The sequence below is a fragment of the Spirobacillus cienkowskii genome (genome assembly GCF_037081835.1).
Taxonomy (GTDB): domain Bacteria; phylum Bdellovibrionota_B; class Oligoflexia; order Silvanigrellales; family Silvanigrellaceae; genus Silvanigrella; species Silvanigrella cienkowskii.
Map to the genome: position 1 here is coordinate 1,774,510 of NZ_CP146516.1, position 18,470 is coordinate 1,792,979.

Here is an 18,470-nt window from a genome sequence, read left to right on the forward strand (position 1 = left end):
CAAAATTAATAAAGAGATAAAAAAAAGCCCCGCAATGCGGAGCTAAAAATTAAAAAATAACAAGATCGACACAACAAACTATCTCATATTCGTCAAAGCACTTAAGATATTTCATATTACTAAAAAACATGACGAACCTTTAAGAAACAAGGGATTAAAAATTATCCAAAGGGATGTATTACATTTGTAGAGGAATGTCAATTGTTAATTTTCTTCTGATAACGTTACAATTGCCAAACTTGAACCAAAAAATTCTCCATCATTCAATTCAAACGAAGCTGATTTAAGATATTCTTGATTTTTTCCACCAACGAGCTCTAAACATTCTGAACCATCAAGCTTGCACCGAAATACAGCGCCAACACGATTATCATTATTATCTTTTCTTCCCTTTGCACCTATAAATATATATTCACTTGTTAAAGCAATACTTGATCCAAAAAAATCATCTTGCGCTAATCCAAGTTCTCTAGCCGATGATTTATTTTGTCCACCTAAAAATTCGCTACAGTTGTTTCCATCACTATTACACTTAAAAACAGCGCCTATGTCATATTGTTCGGGATCTGAAGGAGGGTAACCGTTTCGTCCCATTGCACCAACAAACAAATTGTCTGCATTCGAGGCGAGATCAGAACCAAAAGTATCATTGGTACTTAATTTTAAATTGCTAACATTTAATAATGAACATTGACTGCCATCTAAATTACATTTAAACACAGCGCCACTTCCACCATTTTTATTTTTTGCACCAACAAATAATTTATTTTTATTGATATTTACACTATAACCAAAATGATCATAGGCTGAAAATAATTTATTTTTATCTGTCGCTTTATTTTTACCACCTATAAACTCAATACAACCACGACCATCGGCATTACAACGCACCAATACACCCGTCTCATCTTTTGAATTGCTATCTCTCCCATAGGCTCCTGCATAAAGTTTATCGTTGTAAAAAGATAAACTCACACCAAAGTAATCTCCCGAAAACTGACGCATTCCTCTTCCTTCTGCATCCTGTGCATTAGGAAAACCAACATGACCGCCAATAAATTCTCTGCAATTGTCTCCATTTAATTTGCATTCAAAAATTGTACCCACATCATCTTTAAAATTTGCGCTCGAAATACTGCCTGCATCTGTTGCTTTTTTATTATTTCTACTAATTGAGCCTATATATATTAAGTTATCATAGATAAAAAGACTCGATCCAAAACTATCCCCAATATATAAATTAGGTGTGGTATAAGTAGGATTTGAAGAGTCTTTAAATTTTTTATTGCCACCCAAAAACTCAATGCAGTTTTTTCCCTCTAAGGTACAGCGAAAAACGGCGCCCTTACCGGATCGATCACTTGCTCCGATTAGCAAATAACTATTTAATTTATCTGATTTTTCTGCAGATATAGCAAAAAATTGCAAAAAAGATAAAAAGATCAATACAGAAAAATTTTTAATTGAAAAAAAGATAAAATTTTTCATTGTCTTACTCCAAAAATTTTAACTCACACTATTATACAATTTATAATAACATAAAAAGAAACTTTATATTAAATAAATTTGTGCCTATATTTTAAATTTGCAGATGCCAAAATTAAAACAGGTAAATTTTATACTCAGAGTTTGCTAAAAATAATGATAACTTTGTATTTGATAAACCTTTTAGTAAAAATTAACTATTTATTAAAAGATTATAAAATTCAAAGGTTGACTACCAATGAGAACACTGCTTGCTATAAATTTATTGCTTTCGATTGTTTTTATAGCCTGTAAAAGCACTGAAAGCACGAGCGATAAAACAAAAAATATAAAAAAAGAAAAATCTGCAAAGGGAAATCCTGATATTAATGCAGTCCACACTATCCCCTATATTATAAATGAAGATTATATTACTGATGAAGACTATCCGCATCGCATTGAAAACGAGGGAATTAGCTCAATTGTATTTCATTACACAGCACAATCATTTAAAAAATCACTTCGCTCGTTAACAACAGGAGGCAATAGCTCGCATTGGCTGATTCCTGCAAGCGGAGATACAATTTACCGCATTGTCAACGAAAACCGCCGCGCCCAACATGCTGGATCAAGCCTATGGAAAAATAGAAAAAATATGAATGTAATTTCTGTTGGTATCGAAATTGTTAACTTAGGTTTTAAATGCAAAAATAATAGAAAATCATGCTCAAAAAAAACAATTGAGTGGCTTGAATTTCCTGAAAAGCAACAAAAGCTTATTGTTTCTTTAGCAAAAGATATTCAACAACGATATAATATTGATCCGCTATGCGTTATTGGACATGCTGATATTGCTGTTGATAGAAAAGTAGATCCAGGACCACTATTTCCCTGGAAAATGCTTGCTGAAAATGGAATAGGAGCATGGGCAACTGACGAAGAAATTAAAAAAGAAATAAAAAATATTCAAGATAATATTGGTAATAATATTTCCAGGCTTCTTGTGCAACTCAAACTTTATGAATACGGTTATGATATTAGAAAAGATAATGTCTCTAATAAATCAATAGAAAATAAACTTAAAAAAATCAATTATAGTTTAAAACACACAGCTCTTGATGACTATACAACATTAAACCAAATTAATGAGTACGGTTTTAAAAAACCCAACAATAATATTTTTGATGACAAAAAAACCAACTTTGCCATTGAAGCATTTATTATGCATTATCTTCCTTCTCTCTACTTAGAACATGAAAAAGAAAGTGTCGATGAAATTGTTGACAATCGTTCAAAGCACGATACAGAACACACTCCTGATAGCAAATCCGATATGGCAGCAGGCAATCAAGGAGAAACGGATGCGGATAATCTAAAAGTCTTAGCAACTATACAAGCGTTAATGGAAAAATATCCAGCAAAAGTCCGAATGGGATGTAGTTACTAAAAAAAGATTATTCAATTCCAAAAATCATCTCTTCGTATTTAGACAATGGCCACATATCTTTAGGAATAAAGCATTCAATATTATCCACAGCACACCGCAATTCTTCGAGTTTTGGTAACAGACCAGAGGCTATTGATGCACTAAGTTTACATAAATTCTTATGTTCAAACGATTCGCCAAATGTTATTTTTTCTAATTGCGTTTTTAAATTATCCAATGCAACTGTCATTCTTGACATACAAGCAGCAAAGTTTTCTGAAATTTTTTTTGCTGGAGACATAATATTTAGTTCCATAGCAAGCTTAGTATGCTCCATGAGCTGTTTTAAATATCGAATTGCGGATGGTAAAATCATTGTTTGCACCATTTCAATTGCGCAATTGACTTCAATTAAGCATTGTTTGATATAACGTTCATGTTGAACAGTAAGACGACTTATCATATCGTCAGCACTAAAAATTTTTGCTTGCTCCAAAAATTTTGTTTTATCTTGATTAGCCAAAACAGCAAGAGCTTCTGGAGTATTTGTAAAATTGGACAATCCTCGATTTTGCGCTTCTAGCACCCATTCTTGGGAATAACCATTTCCTTCAAATCTAATTTTTTTTGTTTGAATAATAATTTCTCGTAAAATAAGCAACAAATCATGATCCATAATTTTTTCATGATTTAATTTTTTTTCTATTTTTTTATTTAGTTTACTTAAGCCATCATAAACTGCAGCATTTAGTATTGCTGAAGGATAATTGATCGATGCGCTTGAACCTACAGCACGAAACTCAAATTTATTTCCGGTAAACGCAAAGGGAGAGGTTCTATTTCTATCTGTATTGTCTTTTGCAACATCTTGAATATGAGTGACTCCCAAATCAATCATGACTTTTTCTGGATTGACTTTGTTCAAATCTCCAGACTCAATGGCATTTAAAATTTTATCTAATGAATTTCCTAGAAATATAGAAATAATTGCTGGAGGTGCTTCATTAGCGCCAAGCCTGTGGTCATTTCCTGCAGAAGCAATTGAGGCTCTTAACACATCGCTGTTGTCATGAATTCCTAACAGAATTGCGCAAAGAAAAGTTAAAAATACAAGATTTTCATGGGGAGTAGCCCCCGGCTCAAGAAGATTGCGCCCAGATGAATCGGAAATAGACCAATTTAAGTGCTTACCACTGCCATTTAACCCTGCAAAAGGTTTTTCATGCAACAAAGACACAAAACCATGGCGCAATGAAATTGTTTTTATGCATTTCATCACAAGATGATTATGATCCGCAGCTAAATTTGAAGACTCATAAATAGGTGCAATTTCATATTGGCCTGGTGCCACTTCATTATGTCGCGTTTTAACAGGAACTCCTAGCTTATACAGCTCAACCTCAAGTTCACTAAAAAAAGCGTGAACACGACTTGGAATATGACCAAAATAATGATCGTCGAGCTCTTGTCCTTTTGGAGGCTTACGTCCAAAAATCGCCCGACCAGCCAATCGCAAATCCATTCTGTTGTTTAAGTGCTTTTTATCAACCAAAAAAAATTCTTGCTCAGGACCTATAGACGTCACAGCATAATCAATATGAGTTTCACCTAAATAATGAAGAGTTTTAACTGCTTCTCGAGAGATTGCCGCATTAGAACGAAACAATGGCGTTTTAAAATCCAAAGCTTCTCCATGGTAACTAATAAAAACTGAAGGAATATAAAGAGTCTTTCCATTTTCTGTTTCAATAATAAACATGGGACTCGACGGATCCCAACTTGTATAGCCTCTTGCCTCAAACGTTGAGCGAATACCCCCAGAAGGAAAGCTTGATGCATCAGGCTCACTTTGCAGTAATTCTGGACCTGTAAATCGCTCAATAGGATTTCCTTGTTTATCAAGCCATAAAAAAGCGTCGTGCTTTTCTGCCGTTTCTCCTGTTTGTGGCTGAAACCAGTGACAATAATGTGTTGCACCCTTTTCTATCGCCCACTCTTTAACCGCAGTCGCAACCCGTTCTGCTAATGCAATATCTATTTTTCCACCAACTTTGATAAGCTTTGCAATTATTTCTAAATCTCGACTTGATAATCTTTTTGCCATTGCACGCAAATCAAAAACATTCGTACCAAAATAATCAACAATACGAGATTGTTTTCCTTCAAAGGTAAGTGGACGAAAAATTTTACGTATTGCTGCTGCAGAAAATGAAGAATGCTCTGACATGAGATTTAACTCCATAATGATCAAAAAATTTTAGAACAAAAAATTTAAAAATCTTATCTAGATTTTTGTAGAATATCTCAACCAGAAAAATATAGGAACGCGAGAAGGAAAAATAATTATAAATATAAAAGATAAAATGCCGCCAAGTAACATTGCTTCAGAAAGTGCTGCAAATATTTTTGTTTTTTCACTAATTTTTGCTAAGCGATCTTTATGGTTTTGAATAGTGACTCCAAATATCCATCGACCTAATGTTGCACCTTCAAAACCTAAAATTGTATATTGAAAGACAAAGACCAATAGAGCCATTAAAAACCAAACTTGTAAAGAAAACAAGAATGTGTATGCAATATTTGTATCAAAATTTAAAAAAGTAAGATATTTTAAAAAAAATGGAGAAATTTCAAAAAAACCTTTTGGTAAAAAAAAGTAATTAAAACAGATTGAAATCACTAAAAAGCACAAGCCAAAAAACGCATCAACAGTCCAAGCCAAAAACGCAAAAAAAGGATGAACATAATATCTTGAATTAGGTATATTATTTTGTATTTGCTGGATATTGTTTGTTTTATATTTATTTGTATCATGATTAGTTGAAGTTTCTACAACTGTAGTAGAAAAAGATGTTTTTTCAGTAAGTGGATGTAATAAACTATTATCAGGATATTCTTTTAGAGTGACTGTTTCAGATTCGCTTAACACATTTTCAGGATCCACTGCTTTTTTTAGTGATCTTTTTAAAATTTCATCTGCACCAAATCCAAAACCAAAATGAAGTGGTTTTATATCTATTTTGAGCATCGATGAGTTTTCCATAATAACTTATGACACCTCTGCAAGAAAAAGTTTTAAAACATTTGACTGAATTTTACCCTCAGTGAGAGAGCCAAATTTTTTTTCCCATGCTTCAATCGGAAAAATGGCTTTGGCCATTGTGCGGTGTCCTCCGCCATTGCCAATTCCATTAATAATTCTTCTAACAACATCCCCTGCATTTTTGACATACCCTACGTTTCTCACGCTCATCACCAATGAATTTTCAAAAATACCTGCACAAACAACCCATTCGACACCTTCAAATTGTAACATAAAATCAGCTAATTGCGGAATGAGATCTTCACGAACAACATTACCTAAATAACTTACCAAAAGCTTATCTTGTAATGCCATATTTAATAAAGCATGCGCTAATATAGGGGCAAATGGTAAAGGGATTTCTGGCTTTTCCATTCTTCTTAGAAGATTGTAATTAATATCAGGGTACAAAGATACAAAGGCATATAAGTCAGCGTCAATCACTTCTCGGTTTAAATGCAAGGTATCTGCTTTAATTCCATATATCAATGCCGTTGCGAGACGTTGTCCAATTGTGACCGCAGCAGCTCTAAGATATTCGGTTAGTATTGTCGAGGTTGCTCCATATTTAGAACGGATATCACAATAAGGTACCGTATAATTTCCAACCATGGGATGGTGATCAATAATCACATCAACCCTTGGCAGTTGAACTGTAAAATGGCCAGGTTGTGTATCAAGGAGGGCTACTTTATCAAAATTCTCCAGATCTTGTGGCTTTATGGTAACAACCTCTAAATCCAAAAGGTTCATCATCGCAATATTTTCGGGTCTTGTGACCTTGCCGAAACTAACAATTGGGGTGGACACCTTATTTCGACCAAGCAGGGTTCTTAGAGCCAGGGCAGAGGCCAAGCCATCAGGATCGGGATCGGGTTGTAATAAAAGAGCAATTTTATCTCCCTCTTTTAAGATATCCCGAATTTCTTTGACACGATGAGTGCTTTCTATATGTCTCAGTTCTGCACTAATTGGACGACTTAACAGTTCTGTCCACGATAAAACTAGCTCGCGATCATTATCAACCAGCTTTCGCGGCTTTTCTGTAGGGTGCGCCATTTGAAACGATAAAATTCTTGATTCTGGCAATTCTTCTAAAATAATCTCCCTAACTTTTGAATATTTTTCGTTTTCTTTAAGAGACAAGACAACACAAATAGGATCATATTGACCCCATTGCGAAAAAAAAGACGGCTTGGTAATATCTCCTTTTACCAAAATGTCCTGCTTCCCAACAGGACTCTCACATGCCTCAATCAACGACGATTGCAACTGATTTTGCTTATTTGGCAGCCAAACCTTAATGTCCATACTTTTTTGAATATGAACAAGCGTTGAAGTGAGTTCCGGATCATCACAAATCACCAAAAAAAGGCCACGTTTAGAATCCATGAGTTACACCTTAAAGCCTATTTCTTAAAAAAATAACGAAACATAAAAAATACCCTTGCAAGACAGACTATGCTACAATACTTTACCGAAATAGTGATGAAGAGGCAAAATCATCGTGTCTTTCTATTCACAACTCGATTCATTTCAAGCGCTTGCGTAAAAGATCCTGCTTGTTTGCAAATTCAAGCAGCTCTCATTGAGGATATAAAATGACAGAAATACTTGGTTTTAACAACCTTACCAAAGCTTTAAGCTTCAATCTTTATGACTTTGCTGTAGCTCTAAACGATGAGGAAAGAGCATCATACATCAGGTATATCGACGAAAAGTATTCTGCCCGACAAATTGAATCCCAACTTATCCGTATTGCAGAAATCATTGATGCAGAAGTGCTAAACGTTAACTCAAAAGATTTCGATCCTTACGGAGCAAGCGTTGTACTTCTTATGAGTGATCTCAAAGGCGATCAAGCAACTCAAGCGGCAACTCAATTTTCTTCTTCAAAAGCATCCAACTTAATGGCACAATCTACAGTCTCTATTCATTTAGACAAAAGCCATATTTGTGCCCACACTTACCCTGACAGCCTTGATCCATCCGGAATTTGTAGCTTTCGGGTTGATATTGATATTGCAACGTGCGGGAGCATTTCTCCACTATACGCGCTTGATTTTATGTTCAAAGCATTTGAAACAGATGTGGTTTGTGTGGACTATGTTGTTCGGGGCTTTGCACGCAATAAACGCAACGAAAAAGTGTTTATGGATCACGAAATGACAAGTATTACAAAATACGTATCTCCTATGATATTGAGAGACTATGATACTTTTGATAAAAACTCTCCTGAGCATCATACATTTCAAACGATATTCTGCAGACGTGAGCTTGATGAAAGCAGTTATTTTAGAAATCCTCGCACAGTGCCACCTGATGTTGCAGCAGAAAAGATGATTTTAATTCGCAAAGAAATGGATTCTGTCGCGCGATTGATTAAGTAAGCTTTTGTCTTAAAATCAAACCCTCCGCTCAGAAATTTGATCATAGCCCCCACGAAGCCTTCAATATCTTCTTTTGGGGGCTAAATTGTTCGCCTCCATGACTAAATAATTATAGAATATCGTTCGATTAACGAATTCACTCTTTCCCTTCGTGTTTTCTTTAACCAAATAAAGGGATTATTCTTGAAAAAACACAATACACCGAAAAATAGAACTTTATCGCTGATTAGAACCTTAGGCAGCACTGCCTTAAAAGCGGGTAATGAAGTTTTAAAAAGAAAAATAAGTCAATCAATCGAGGACAGCACCTTTATCAGTGATGCTGCAGTCCGTTTAGCAAAAGGTTTGGATGATTTAAAAGGAGCGGCAATGAAAGCAGGTCAACTATTAAGTATGGTTGACGAAAGCATTTTGCCACCTGGCTGGAAAGATGCATTAGCCAAATTGCAATCTCACGCAACCGCTAAGGATTGGAGTTTTATAGAGCCTATTCTTTTACAAGAATTTGGATCGTTAGAAGATTTTGAATTTATCGAACACCAAGCCATTCATGCAGCAAGCATCGGACAAGTTCATAAAGGTCGCTTAAAAGATGGGACTTCTGTGGCAGTAAAAGTGCAATACCCCAATTTAGAAGCGAGCGTTAAATCTGATCTAAAGAGCATGAAAAAAGTCATTAAAATTGCAAATTTGATCCCAAATCTTGCTAACTATGATGCTGTTTTTGATGCTGTCGAGCATCTTTTTATGCAAGAGTTAGATTTTATTAGAGAGAAAAATTATTATAATTTATACCACGAACGTTTTAAGAGCCATCCAAATATCATTGTTCCAAAGACCATCGATCAATATTGTACAAAACATGTTTTGGTCACTGAGTGGGTTGAAGCAGAAAGTTTACAAGACTGGCTTACCAAAAACTCGCAAGAAATGCATAGCAGTCCTGATATAATGCAGCAAAGAGATAAGTTAGGTCAAATTTTACTCGATCTCGTTTTTACAGAAATTTTTGAATTGCATCATATTCAATCAGATCCTAATCCAGCAAATTTTCTTGTTACATCAAATGCTGATTTGGTGCTCCTTGATTTTGGTGCGACACAAAAATTAAGTGATGACACAATTGAAAATTACACAAAACTCACCCAAGCCGCATTTGAAAAAAAACACTTTGAATTAACCCGATTTGCAAAAAAAATGGGGTTTTTAACTCGAGAAGATCCTCCAGAAACGCAAGATAGTTTTATTAAAATTATGGAAATCGTGATGGAACCTTTTCAAGCAGAAAGTTATTCTTGGAAAAATTGTCACCAGCTTAAAAGAATAAACTCAGAGTCATTAAGCTATATGAAACTGACAAAATTTAGAGCACCAACATCCGAAATTATTTTTATTAATAGAAGACTTGGCGGAAACTTAATAATTATGGAAAAATTAGGGGCTACAGTTTGTACAAAAAATGTGATGTGTCGCATTCTTCAAAAAAATAAGGAATAGCTATGTTAATTTTAAAACGTTATTTTAGCTTTTGCACGAGTCATCGACTATACAACCCTAAATTTAGTGATGAGAAAAACTTTTTAATATATGGCAAATGCGCAGGGATACATGGACATGGCCACAATTACAAATTAGAAGTTGCCATCACCGGCAAAGTAGATCCAGAAACCTCAATGGTTTTTAATTTGGATCTTTTAAAAGAACTGGTTGATAAAAATATTATTGAAGACGTTGATCATAAACATTTAAACTTTGATGTTCCATGGTTAGAAGGAAAAATTCCTACTGCAGAAGTCTTTATCGATTCAATTTGGGAAAGATTAAATATTGCCATAAAAAATTGCAATACAAATGATATTAAACTCTATGCAATTACCCTTTGGGAAACAGAATTCGATGCGGTAACAAAAACAAGAGATTAATTAGGTAATATTTTTAATCTCACAAAAATCATGAATCGATTTAAACAGGAAAATTTAATTTTAAAGTTCATTTTTTTTAAATAAATTAAATTTTTATTATTTTTTAAAATTAAACCTAAACTTAAATTTAGATTTGGCCTGAGCGATAAATTTAATTTTTCTGCGTCTTTATTTTTATCCAGTTTATAACAAGTGGAATTAAAGAAACAATAATAACGCCCCCAATTAACAGATGCATATAATCATTAATTTTTTCACCAAATGCACGACCAAGGTAATATCCCGCTAAAACCATACTAAATACCCAGAAAAAAGCACCTACGATATTAAATACTGCAAATCTTCGATAATTCATTTGCGCTGCTCCAGCTACTGTTGGAGCAAAAGTTCTAATTATTGGTACAAATCTTGCAATAATAATGGTTTTACCACCATGCTTTTCGTAAAATTCCTTTGCTGCCAAAATGTGTTTTTTTCTAAAAAACAAGGAGTCATCCTTTTTATAAAGCAATGGCCCTAATTTATATCCGATATAAAACCCAAGAGCATCACCAATTATTGCAGCCGCAGTAAGAGTTGAAAGTAAAATATAGACATTCATATCACCTTTAGCAGCAAAAAGACCTGCCGCTATTAATAAAGAATCTCCTGGTAAAAAAAATCCAAATAACAAGCCTGTTTCTGCAAAAACTATTAAAATCAAACCAATATAACCAACTAATTGAATTAAAATAACAGGATTTTTTAATATTGCCAGTACTGACTCAACTAGCGTAAAAAATGCGTCCATCGACAAACTCCCACACAACAGAAAAAAAAATTCTAGCTGTAAGACATGTAATTTACAACTTTTTATCATTGAGGACGCATAGCTTAAGTTTTGAGAGCAAAATATTCACATTTTTTTGTTATTTAATTAGGAGAGATTTTCACTTTAAGTTCCAGGCATTCGTTGTCTCAACAAAAAACACTTGAACAATAGAACCTGATGAAATTGTTATTTCTTTGCCATTTCGAGTCAAATTATCATTAATTCTTCCAGCAACAGCATTGATTGAACCAGAAAGAGCTTGTCTCACTTGATTGGCAATAGACTGATCAACCGTAATGCCTGTTTGTGTAGTGGATGTTGTGAGCGAACTCAACACGTAGGTCGTTAAAAATGTACTCGCAGTTGAAACAATCAGTTGCCAATTTGACGGATCATAAATTTTTCCAGATAAACCGTTATCTCCCAAAATATCTTTAACAATAGCAGTGCAAGGCAAATGAGGGGAGTCATCTCTGGTGTTGACACATTTATCAATCAGTATTTCTACACGCCTCTGCGATTTATTAAGCTGGGCTTTGCCAACAAAAGTTATATGATTTGGAAATTTTTGTTCTGTTGATCCAAAAGCAATCAAACTCGTATCAATTGATTCACTAGAAGAAACTGTTAATTTGTCGGGAAGAATTGCGTACACACGAGTTCCAGCTTTAAACATTTGTGTTCTGCCCGCAACCTGCTCCACTCCAGAAATTGTTTGCAATTTTTGTGAACTCATTGCTGTAAGTCTGGAAAATTTTGAACTCTGTTTAGGAGAATCAACCATTTGCGCTTGATGTTGCGCATGGAAATCAAAATTTTTTTCTTTGATTTTATGAATAACTGCGTCACTAATTTTTGAAATCAACTCACCAAAACTTTCTGCATCGCGTTCACGATATTCATCAAAAACTTTCAAATTATAATTATCATTGTTGTTATCGGTATATAAGGATGTCGACTGTTGTTCATCTTTACTTTGATTTATTAAAGAATCATTTTCTGAAATGTCAGAAATCTTTGCTTTTCCAAGTTCAACATTTTCTAATGACTGCGCTCGTAATCGATCTGATAAGGAAGCTTTTTTAGCCTCCTTATCCAATTCTGTTTCTTGTAAATCAGGATTAATTATTATTGATTTTACAATTAAAGAACACAATATAATAAATACAGACAACAGTAAAAAAAGTATTAATTTTTTTTTATTCTTTTGTTGCATATAAGTTCTCCTTTTTTATTGGAGAAAATCCATTTTTATTAAGTATAGCTGATAATTCTTGTATTTTTTTTATTTCTAAATCTTTATAATTATTTCGTTTAATTTCATTTTTTATTATTCTATTTTTTGATATCTGAATAGATTGAAAATCATGCATATCAAAAGATAAATTTTCTATAAATTGCTTTTGTTTATTATCTAACAATTTTACAACGCTGTATGCATTATTATCAGTAAAGTAAATTCCAATTGGATAAATATTAGCATCAACAAGTTGACAATTAATTACAGTCTGCTCTGGAATATTGCTATCAATTGTAATTAAATTTACAGCATCAACTTTTAAAATTACTGTAGAAAATCCAGGATTGTCTGTTGCATTTTTCATAGGATTTCCTTTTTCAATTATGATTGCATTGTTATCGCTCACACAAGAAGTCACTTGATGCGGAAATATTAAAACCGTAGGTCTTGAGGGTGTTACACGTACAACTGGAGGATTAATTTTATTTAATTTCATTGTAACAACAGGAAATTTGCTATCAAATTTTCCTTGCGGAACAAGAATTCCGTCAATTTGATCAGAAAACGCTAAATTAGAAGTAAGTAAAATTGTTGCTAGGTAAAATTTAAATTTTTGCATTTTTTCTTTCCATAATTTTTGTAATTTCAATTAAAACATCGCTATACTTTTTTCTATCTTCACTTGCATATTTAAAATAAATATCTAAACTCAATTTTTGTGATGTTTTTATCTCATTTCTCAGCGTACTTTGAATACCATCTAAAACAACAACAAATTCATTATTTTCTAAATCATAATCAGCTTCCAATTTTACGATTTCAAATGAAGCTTGTGATGAAATTGATTCAGATAGAATTTTTGCTGTATTTATGCTTAAAAAATATTGTGCCTCAGAATTTTTATTTTGATTAAAATATTTTGAAAATGATGCCATTCTTGCAGAAGCTTGATCTTTATTATGGGGCCATGTATAAAATGCTGCAATCATTTTTTTTGATAATTCTTTTGCAAGTAAAAGTATTTCGTCCCCATCTGTTTTTGTGTTACATATTAATTTATTAATAACACCATTGGAATTTAAAGTTAAAACTGGCATAATTTGAGCGGTTGGAGGTGAATCAGGCGTTAATATTTTTATAAAAATAAATGGAGAAATTATAATATATGGCACACCCACAATCCAAAAATATTTTTGAATCAAAACAGCATATTCTCCAATATTCAATAAAAAATTTTCTTTATTTTTCATTATTATCTCCTAAATTTTCCAAGCATTGCTTTTGTATGTTGAAAAAATGGCTTCATCTGACTTGTTATAATTATGCCAAATATTCGATCTAAAACTTTTGTAGAAACAAAAATTATCAAAATAATAACGCAAATAATTGATGTACAAAATTTTAAAATTAATAAAAAATTATCACCTGAAATCGATATACCCAATTCCATTAATTCTAATGAATTTTGAAATATAGTACCTATATCTTTTGCATTCGATGAAATATCTTTAACAATTTGATCATTAACTCCTTTAATCGCTGAAGGATTGTTAACATTTTCAAAAGATGAAAGTACCAAATTTAAAATAATGACTTGTAATTTTGCTAATAACGTTAAACTCGCAAAAGCTCCTGCTAGCTTTAAAGGTCTTGTTGGATCAATTCCTGAAAAAAAAGAAATAGCAATTGTAAATACTGGTAACATTAATATTCCAATATGTTGCAAAAAGAACAATAACAAATTAACAACATCCATAATAAATAAAAATGCTAAAGTAATTCCTCCCAGAAATAATGAAATTGTATTGGTAAATGAACCTAACATATTAAATGAATTTATGTTTTCCTTAAAATAACCATTTAATCCAAAAATAGGACTCAATCCATCTGAATATTTTTGATAAATATCTATAGCAACAAATGAATTAATAATTGAATCTAAAAATGAAGTCATGCCGTTATAAAATAAGTCAAAGTGCGAAAAACAAAAATATGCAATAACACCATAAAAAAATGCCTCAAAAACTTCTGGTACTCCACGCCACGCATTCATACTTAATTTAATATGCAATGCCATTCCAGCATAAATAATTGCAATTGCTGATGTGATAGATGCTGCAGCAGCTATTGGTAACGCAGCAATTATACTTTTTGCTATTAAAATCACTCGATCAAAATGAAAAATCCAACCGCCGATACGAGTTATGTTTGGAAGTGTTGCTTCAATTTTAACTTCATTTAAAGAAATTGTCACTGAACTGCCAATCAAAGACTTTAAAATAAAGTAACCTACAGCAAATGTAAAACAATATTTAACTGCTTGAATATATTTATCTTTACTATACATTCCAATTAGAATATTATATGTTAAAAAACACACCATTCCTAAGGCTATAAAAGCAGATCCCGTTTGAAAAAATGGTAATAAACTTTCTCCAATTTTCGACATAGAAAACCTTACTTTTGATTTGATTTATATTTAAGTTTACTATTTAAAATTTTCTGGATATTTTTGTCCAGAAACTGCAGCATCAAGTACTTTTTTAAAGTCTTCGAGTTTAGGTAACTTCATGTTTTCTGGTATATGAAAAGCTGAAGGATTTTTTGATAAAACAAGCATATTGATTGAGTTTAATATTTCTGTTGTTGCTGCATATTGCGATATTTGTATCTGAACAGATAATTGTTTGCTCAGAGCAAAAATAGCATCAGATTCATTAATATCCTCAGGTATTTTTCCACTTTTTTTATCTTCAGTCACTTTTGTTTGAATATCATTAAATATTTCTTTGAAAACAAATGCCTTTATTTCATGGTAAGTCCCTTTTAAATGCTGGTTTGCCCCTGCAACAAATAGTTTTTCTTGTGGACTCAGTTGTTTATTTGTTCGCACTAATTTTTTCCAAACTTCATAAATATTGTTGTAATTATGATAAGTCGGTGTGATACTGTTAATTTTGCTAGTTAAAGCTTTAGAATATTTTTTAGGTCGCATTTTTGCCAAATCAGAATTTTCTGTTACGAAATTTGAAACATAATCAGTAAGTTGTGTCATTTCTTTGAAAAAATTCTTGCGAGCATTCTCCCAAACGTTTGTATTATGAGCAATAACCCTAAGGTGATCATCAATAGCATCAATGAGAGAATATGTTTCTGGATCTTTTGATTTGAGAATATTTTCGTTAGATACTTTAGGCGATAATGTTGCATGTGCAGCTTTTGATTTCAAAATTGTTGCTACCGCTACGCTAGATATTCCGCCAAGAAATAATGAAAAAATATTACGCCTCCCAATTATTTTGTCTTTGTCAGAACTTGGGAGATCTTTATCTTGAATCTGATTTTTTGTATCTTTTTCTGATATCATTTTTTTTCTCGGATTGTGATTGATTGATTGATTAAATTGATTGCATCAACTCGAAATGCTGTTTTTAAAATGTCATTCTCAAACGCTTCGTGGCATTGATTTTCTGGAATGGCATCGTTCCAGCGCGCTAATTTTTTGCACACATCAAAAAATGGAAGACCAGAATATTTTAATGCCTTTTTTCGAATCGATCGCCCACCGTCATGTGTGGTTGATGCCCATAAAAAATATTTTTCGTAATCTGCATACAAAGCCTGCATGGTTAAATGCTGATCACAGTAACCAATAATTCTATCTGTTTTATTGTCTGTTGACTTAATAGAATCTTTAATTGATTTTTCAATTTCAAGCATTTGTTCAATACGACCATTTTTTTGTGCAATTCCATTATGAGCAAGAGGCTCATGTGCTAAAATAGAAAGAACTTGAAGATTTTGTGGCAGAGTAAAAAAGAAGCAACGTTGCATTGATTCGAGCAAACTGTATTCACTTGCAATCAAACCTTTTTCTAACGCAAGCTTTGGAATAATTAAATCGCATGCATCTTGTGTTAACAGCCATAAAGATGATCCAAATTTTCTATTTTGACTTGCTCGTTCTCTAAGCCAAGAGTGCGGTATGTATTCTCTCCACCACTGCAACTCATCTATACAATAAAAAAAATTGGATGCTTCATTATTACCACCTGTGGATTTGTGCTTTTCTTCTAATAAATTTCCAAATTCCAACACAAGTGAGACATATGCGGCTATTAAAGCCCTATCATTTTTTGTCTGTGTATTTTTACAAGCATAAAAAAATTTAATATTTTTTAAGTGATGTTCAGAAAATTTAGGATTATCGGGATCAAATACACCTCCATTTAGTCCTCCTTTACAAAAATTATTCAAACGAGCTTTGTATTCATCCCAATTTGCTTTTTTTACTTTTTTATTTGCAACTTTTTCAAAAAAATCTGGCAATGAATTTTCAAGAAGTTCTTTAAATTCTGATAATCTGTTTAAATTTTTTTCGTAAAATTTAACAAGAACATTTGCAATCAATTCTCCGTCTGAAGACGTTTGCGAGGTGTGGTCATCTGGATCAAAACCCATAATTTCACAAATAAATTTTTTAGCATACTTGACTCTATCTGCAAAAGGTTTAAATAAATTAAGAGGATAAATTTCTAATGGTAAATACTGACAATTTAAATTATCATAATTCAGTTTTAGTGTAAAATCGGCGAGGCCGTCTTCTAAAAAAGAAAATGAATCACCAAGATCTAAAATAAAACCAGATGCCCTATAGCCTTTTTTGCTCATCTCAATGTGATGGGTAAATAATCTTCCAACAATTAAACTTTTTCCACTCCCTGGCAAACCAATCACAACGGTAGACATTGGCTTGTAATATAAAAACGGCCAAATTGTATTTTCTAATGTACGAAAATAAAATGCACGATCATCGAGAAAATTATAATTAAAAACAGGCTTTGGAATGTAACAAAATGCTTCTGTTGTTGAGTAAATTGTATTGGAACGAAATGGATTAAACAAACGATTCCCTGGCAATACAGAAAACAATGACTCTTTTAAATATGCATTCTCACGACAAAAAATTGGTCTCTGTGAAGACAGAGGATACTCTTCGGCTTTCAGTTCTAACTCAGAAAGAGCTTGATCTACATCGTCTTTTTTTCCAAATGCAACAATGTTCACAGTCATACTTAAATTGATATCAATGCCGTCATCTTTATCTATTTTTTGCTGCTCATATGCTTCAATTTTTTTAATATTTGAACGCTTTGTATCATCTAAATTTTCTTTTTGAATTTCACCTAAAATTTCTTTTGCCTGAGAGATTGCATTATTTTTCCCTGTAAATGAAGCACAAACTATACTATTTAGATTATCTATTGATCTATAAAAATGGTGAAAATCACTCAATACAATTGATGGTATTTGCGCAAGACTCGCTGTACCATGCACATAATCACTATTATATGCACGCACTTCTTTATCATTAAAAAAAATTGTCACAGGATAAATTGGTAATTCTTTATTTAGTATTGGGCTTTTTGGAGAAAAAATGTATTGACAATAATTACTCATTTCAAGTCTATTTAATCTTTTTCCTACTGTTTCAAGTCTTTTCACACAAAATTCTTTGAATTTTTGATTACTTCCAAAGTAATTTGAAATAAATATGTAATATTCTTGTTTTTTCACTTTTTTTTCTTGTAAGACTTCTCTCCCAAAAAAAATATTTTTATCATGAATATCTTTATTCACTCTCACAAATTGGATTTTATCCAAACTTGGCAAAGCTTTTAAAATTATTTCAACAGCACTTTTAAACTTATTATAAAAGTCAATATTTTCACTTGCAATAATTTTAAATCCAGTAATTTCATTTCCAAAGCAATCATACAAAACATGTTCATCATTTTTACAAATGCTATTGGTATCAGTATATTTTGCTTGAGATTCTTTTTCTAAACGTAATTTTGAATTATTAAAATATTTTTTAATTTTAGAAAAAAACATTTCAAATCTCTGGTTTGTATATTTTCCATTATACGCATATTCTGTGAGCATGAAAAAAAGTATTGATAAAGATACCGGAAAAAAAATGGAGAAAAATGCTGCAATATTTGATAAGATATTACCCAAAAATATTCCAACTAAAAAACCAAATATTCCATTTATAAAAGACTTTCTTTTAAATAAAAAAAATGTTTTAGGCTTATTTCTTTCTAAACTAGAATATAATTTAATTTTTTCCAT

General features: G+C 32.2%; 15 protein-coding genes. 4 read left to right on the forward strand and 11 right to left on the reverse strand.

Translation table 11 applies throughout. The features are described from left to right. Positions 1-204: 204 nt before the first annotated feature. On the reverse strand, positions 205-1,488 hold the full coding sequence (locus tag Spiro2_RS07840) for a hypothetical protein (protein ID WP_338635154.1): 1,284 nt from the start codon (positions 1,486-1,488) through the stop codon (positions 205-207). A gap of 235 nt (positions 1,489-1,723) precedes the next feature. Between Spiro2_RS07840 and Spiro2_RS07845 the strand changes: the two genes are divergently transcribed. Further along, positions 1,724-2,911: an N-acetylmuramoyl-L-alanine amidase gene (locus tag Spiro2_RS07845; RefSeq protein WP_338635156.1), complete on the forward strand. Its 1,188-nt coding sequence runs from the start codon at positions 1,724-1,726 to the stop codon at positions 2,909-2,911. 7 nt (positions 2,912-2,918) lie between these two features. Here Spiro2_RS07845 and Spiro2_RS07850 read toward each other — a convergent pair whose 3' ends face one another. The 3 genes from Spiro2_RS07850 to Spiro2_RS07860 are packed head-to-tail and all read right to left on the reverse strand — an operon-like array spanning position 2,919 to position 7,364. Continuing rightward, positions 2,919-5,117 carry a glutamine synthetase III gene (locus tag Spiro2_RS07850; protein ID WP_338635158.1) on the reverse strand — a complete coding sequence of 733 codons (2,199 nt, stop codon included), beginning with the start codon at positions 5,115-5,117 and terminating at the stop codon, positions 2,919-2,921. 57 nt (positions 5,118-5,174) lie between these two features. After that, positions 5,175-5,933 carry a hypothetical protein gene (locus tag Spiro2_RS07855; protein WP_338635159.1) on the reverse strand — a complete coding sequence of 253 codons (759 nt, stop codon included), beginning with the start codon at positions 5,931-5,933 and terminating at the stop codon, positions 5,175-5,177. 6 nt (positions 5,934-5,939) lie between these two features. After that, on the reverse strand, positions 5,940-7,364 hold the full coding sequence (locus Spiro2_RS07860) for a DHH family phosphoesterase (protein WP_338635160.1): 1,425 nt from the start codon (positions 7,362-7,364) through the stop codon (positions 5,940-5,942). Between the two features lie 209 nt (positions 7,365-7,573). Here Spiro2_RS07860 and Spiro2_RS07865 point away from each other — a divergent pair, with 209 nt between their 5' ends. From Spiro2_RS07865 to Spiro2_RS07875, 3 genes are all read left to right on the forward strand, one after another. Continuing rightward, positions 7,574-8,362, forward strand: coding sequence for an S-adenosylmethionine decarboxylase (locus Spiro2_RS07865; RefSeq protein WP_338635161.1), 789 nt, complete (start codon positions 7,574-7,576; stop codon positions 8,360-8,362). 183 nt (positions 8,363-8,545) lie between these two features. Continuing rightward, positions 8,546-9,859, forward strand: a complete 1,314-nt coding sequence (locus Spiro2_RS07870; RefSeq protein ID WP_338635162.1) for an AarF/ABC1/UbiB kinase family protein — start codon at positions 8,546-8,548, stop codon at positions 9,857-9,859. Between the two features lie 2 nt (positions 9,860-9,861). Next, positions 9,862-10,284, forward strand: coding sequence for a 6-carboxytetrahydropterin synthase (locus Spiro2_RS07875; RefSeq protein ID WP_338635163.1), 423 nt, complete (start codon positions 9,862-9,864; stop codon positions 10,282-10,284). 151 nt (positions 10,285-10,435) lie between these two features. On the opposite strand, the gene Spiro2_RS07880 is transcribed toward Spiro2_RS07875, so the two are convergent. From Spiro2_RS07880 to Spiro2_RS07910, 7 genes are all read right to left on the reverse strand, one after another. Next, a complete protein-coding gene (locus tag Spiro2_RS07880) occupies positions 10,436-11,074 on the reverse strand; it encodes a DedA family protein (protein ID WP_338635164.1) in 639 nt (212 codons plus the stop codon). 139 nt (positions 11,075-11,213) lie between these two features. Further along, positions 11,214-12,311, reverse strand: coding sequence for a hypothetical protein (locus Spiro2_RS07885; RefSeq protein ID WP_338635165.1), 1,098 nt, complete (start codon positions 12,309-12,311; stop codon positions 11,214-11,216). After that, a complete protein-coding gene (locus Spiro2_RS07890; RefSeq protein WP_338635166.1) occupies positions 12,295-12,954 on the reverse strand; it encodes a hypothetical protein in 660 nt (219 codons plus the stop codon). The genes Spiro2_RS07885 and Spiro2_RS07890 overlap by 17 nt, the downstream gene beginning before the upstream one ends. Continuing rightward, positions 12,941-13,585, reverse strand: coding sequence for a hypothetical protein (locus Spiro2_RS07895; RefSeq protein ID WP_338635167.1), 645 nt, complete (start codon positions 13,583-13,585; stop codon positions 12,941-12,943). The genes Spiro2_RS07890 and Spiro2_RS07895 overlap by 14 nt, the downstream gene beginning before the upstream one ends. Before the next feature lie 2 nt (positions 13,586-13,587). After that, positions 13,588-14,784 (reverse strand): hypothetical protein, encoded by a 1,197-nt coding sequence (locus Spiro2_RS07900; protein WP_338635168.1) that lies wholly within the window; start codon positions 14,782-14,784, stop codon positions 13,588-13,590. A gap of 39 nt (positions 14,785-14,823) precedes the next feature. Then, complete coding sequence (locus Spiro2_RS07905; RefSeq protein WP_338635169.1) at positions 14,824-15,702, reverse strand: hypothetical protein; 879 nt, start codon at positions 15,700-15,702, stop codon at positions 14,824-14,826. Then, positions 15,699-18,470, reverse strand: a complete 2,772-nt coding sequence (locus Spiro2_RS07910) for a hypothetical protein (protein WP_338635170.1) — start codon at positions 18,468-18,470, stop codon at positions 15,699-15,701. The genes Spiro2_RS07905 and Spiro2_RS07910 overlap by 4 nt, the downstream gene beginning before the upstream one ends.

Coding starts and splice junctions, on each gene's coding strand:
- Spiro2_RS07860 (WP_338635160.1), bottom strand. CDS start 7,364: ATGGATTCTAAACGTGGCCTTTTTTTGGTGATTTGTGATGATCCGGAA.
- Spiro2_RS07880 (WP_338635164.1), bottom strand. CDS start 11,074: ATGGACGCATTTTTTACGCTAGTTGAGTCAGTACTGGCAATATTAAAA.
- Spiro2_RS07875 (WP_338635163.1), top strand. CDS start 9,862: ATGTTAATTTTAAAACGTTATTTTAGCTTTTGCACGAGTCATCGACTA.
- Spiro2_RS07865 (WP_338635161.1), top strand. CDS start 7,574: ATGACAGAAATACTTGGTTTTAACAACCTTACCAAAGCTTTAAGCTTC.
- Spiro2_RS07855 (WP_338635159.1), bottom strand. CDS start 5,933: ATGGAAAACTCATCGATGCTCAAAATAGATATAAAACCACTTCATTTT.
- Spiro2_RS07850 (WP_338635158.1), bottom strand. CDS start 5,117: ATGTCAGAGCATTCTTCATTTTCTGCAGCAGCAATACGTAAAATTTTT.
- Spiro2_RS07885 (WP_338635165.1), bottom strand. CDS start 12,311: ATGCAACAAAAGAATAAAAAAAAATTAATACTTTTTTTACTGTTGTCT.
- Spiro2_RS07890 (WP_338635166.1), bottom strand. CDS start 12,954: ATGCAAAAATTTAAATTTTACCTAGCAACAATTTTACTTACTTCTAAT.
- Spiro2_RS07900 (WP_338635168.1), bottom strand. CDS start 14,784: ATGTCGAAAATTGGAGAAAGTTTATTACCATTTTTTCAAACGGGATCT.
- Spiro2_RS07905 (WP_338635169.1), bottom strand. CDS start 15,702: ATGATATCAGAAAAAGATACAAAAAATCAGATTCAAGATAAAGATCTC.
- Spiro2_RS07840 (WP_338635154.1), bottom strand. CDS start 1,488: ATGAAAAATTTTATCTTTTTTTCAATTAAAAATTTTTCTGTATTGATC.
- Spiro2_RS07895 (WP_338635167.1), bottom strand. CDS start 13,585: ATGAAAAATAAAGAAAATTTTTTATTGAATATTGGAGAATATGCTGTT.
- Spiro2_RS07910 (WP_338635170.1), bottom strand. CDS start 18,470: ATGGAAAAAATTAAATTATATTCTAGTTTAGAAAGAAATAAGCCTAAA.
- Spiro2_RS07845 (WP_338635156.1), top strand. CDS start 1,724: ATGAGAACACTGCTTGCTATAAATTTATTGCTTTCGATTGTTTTTATA.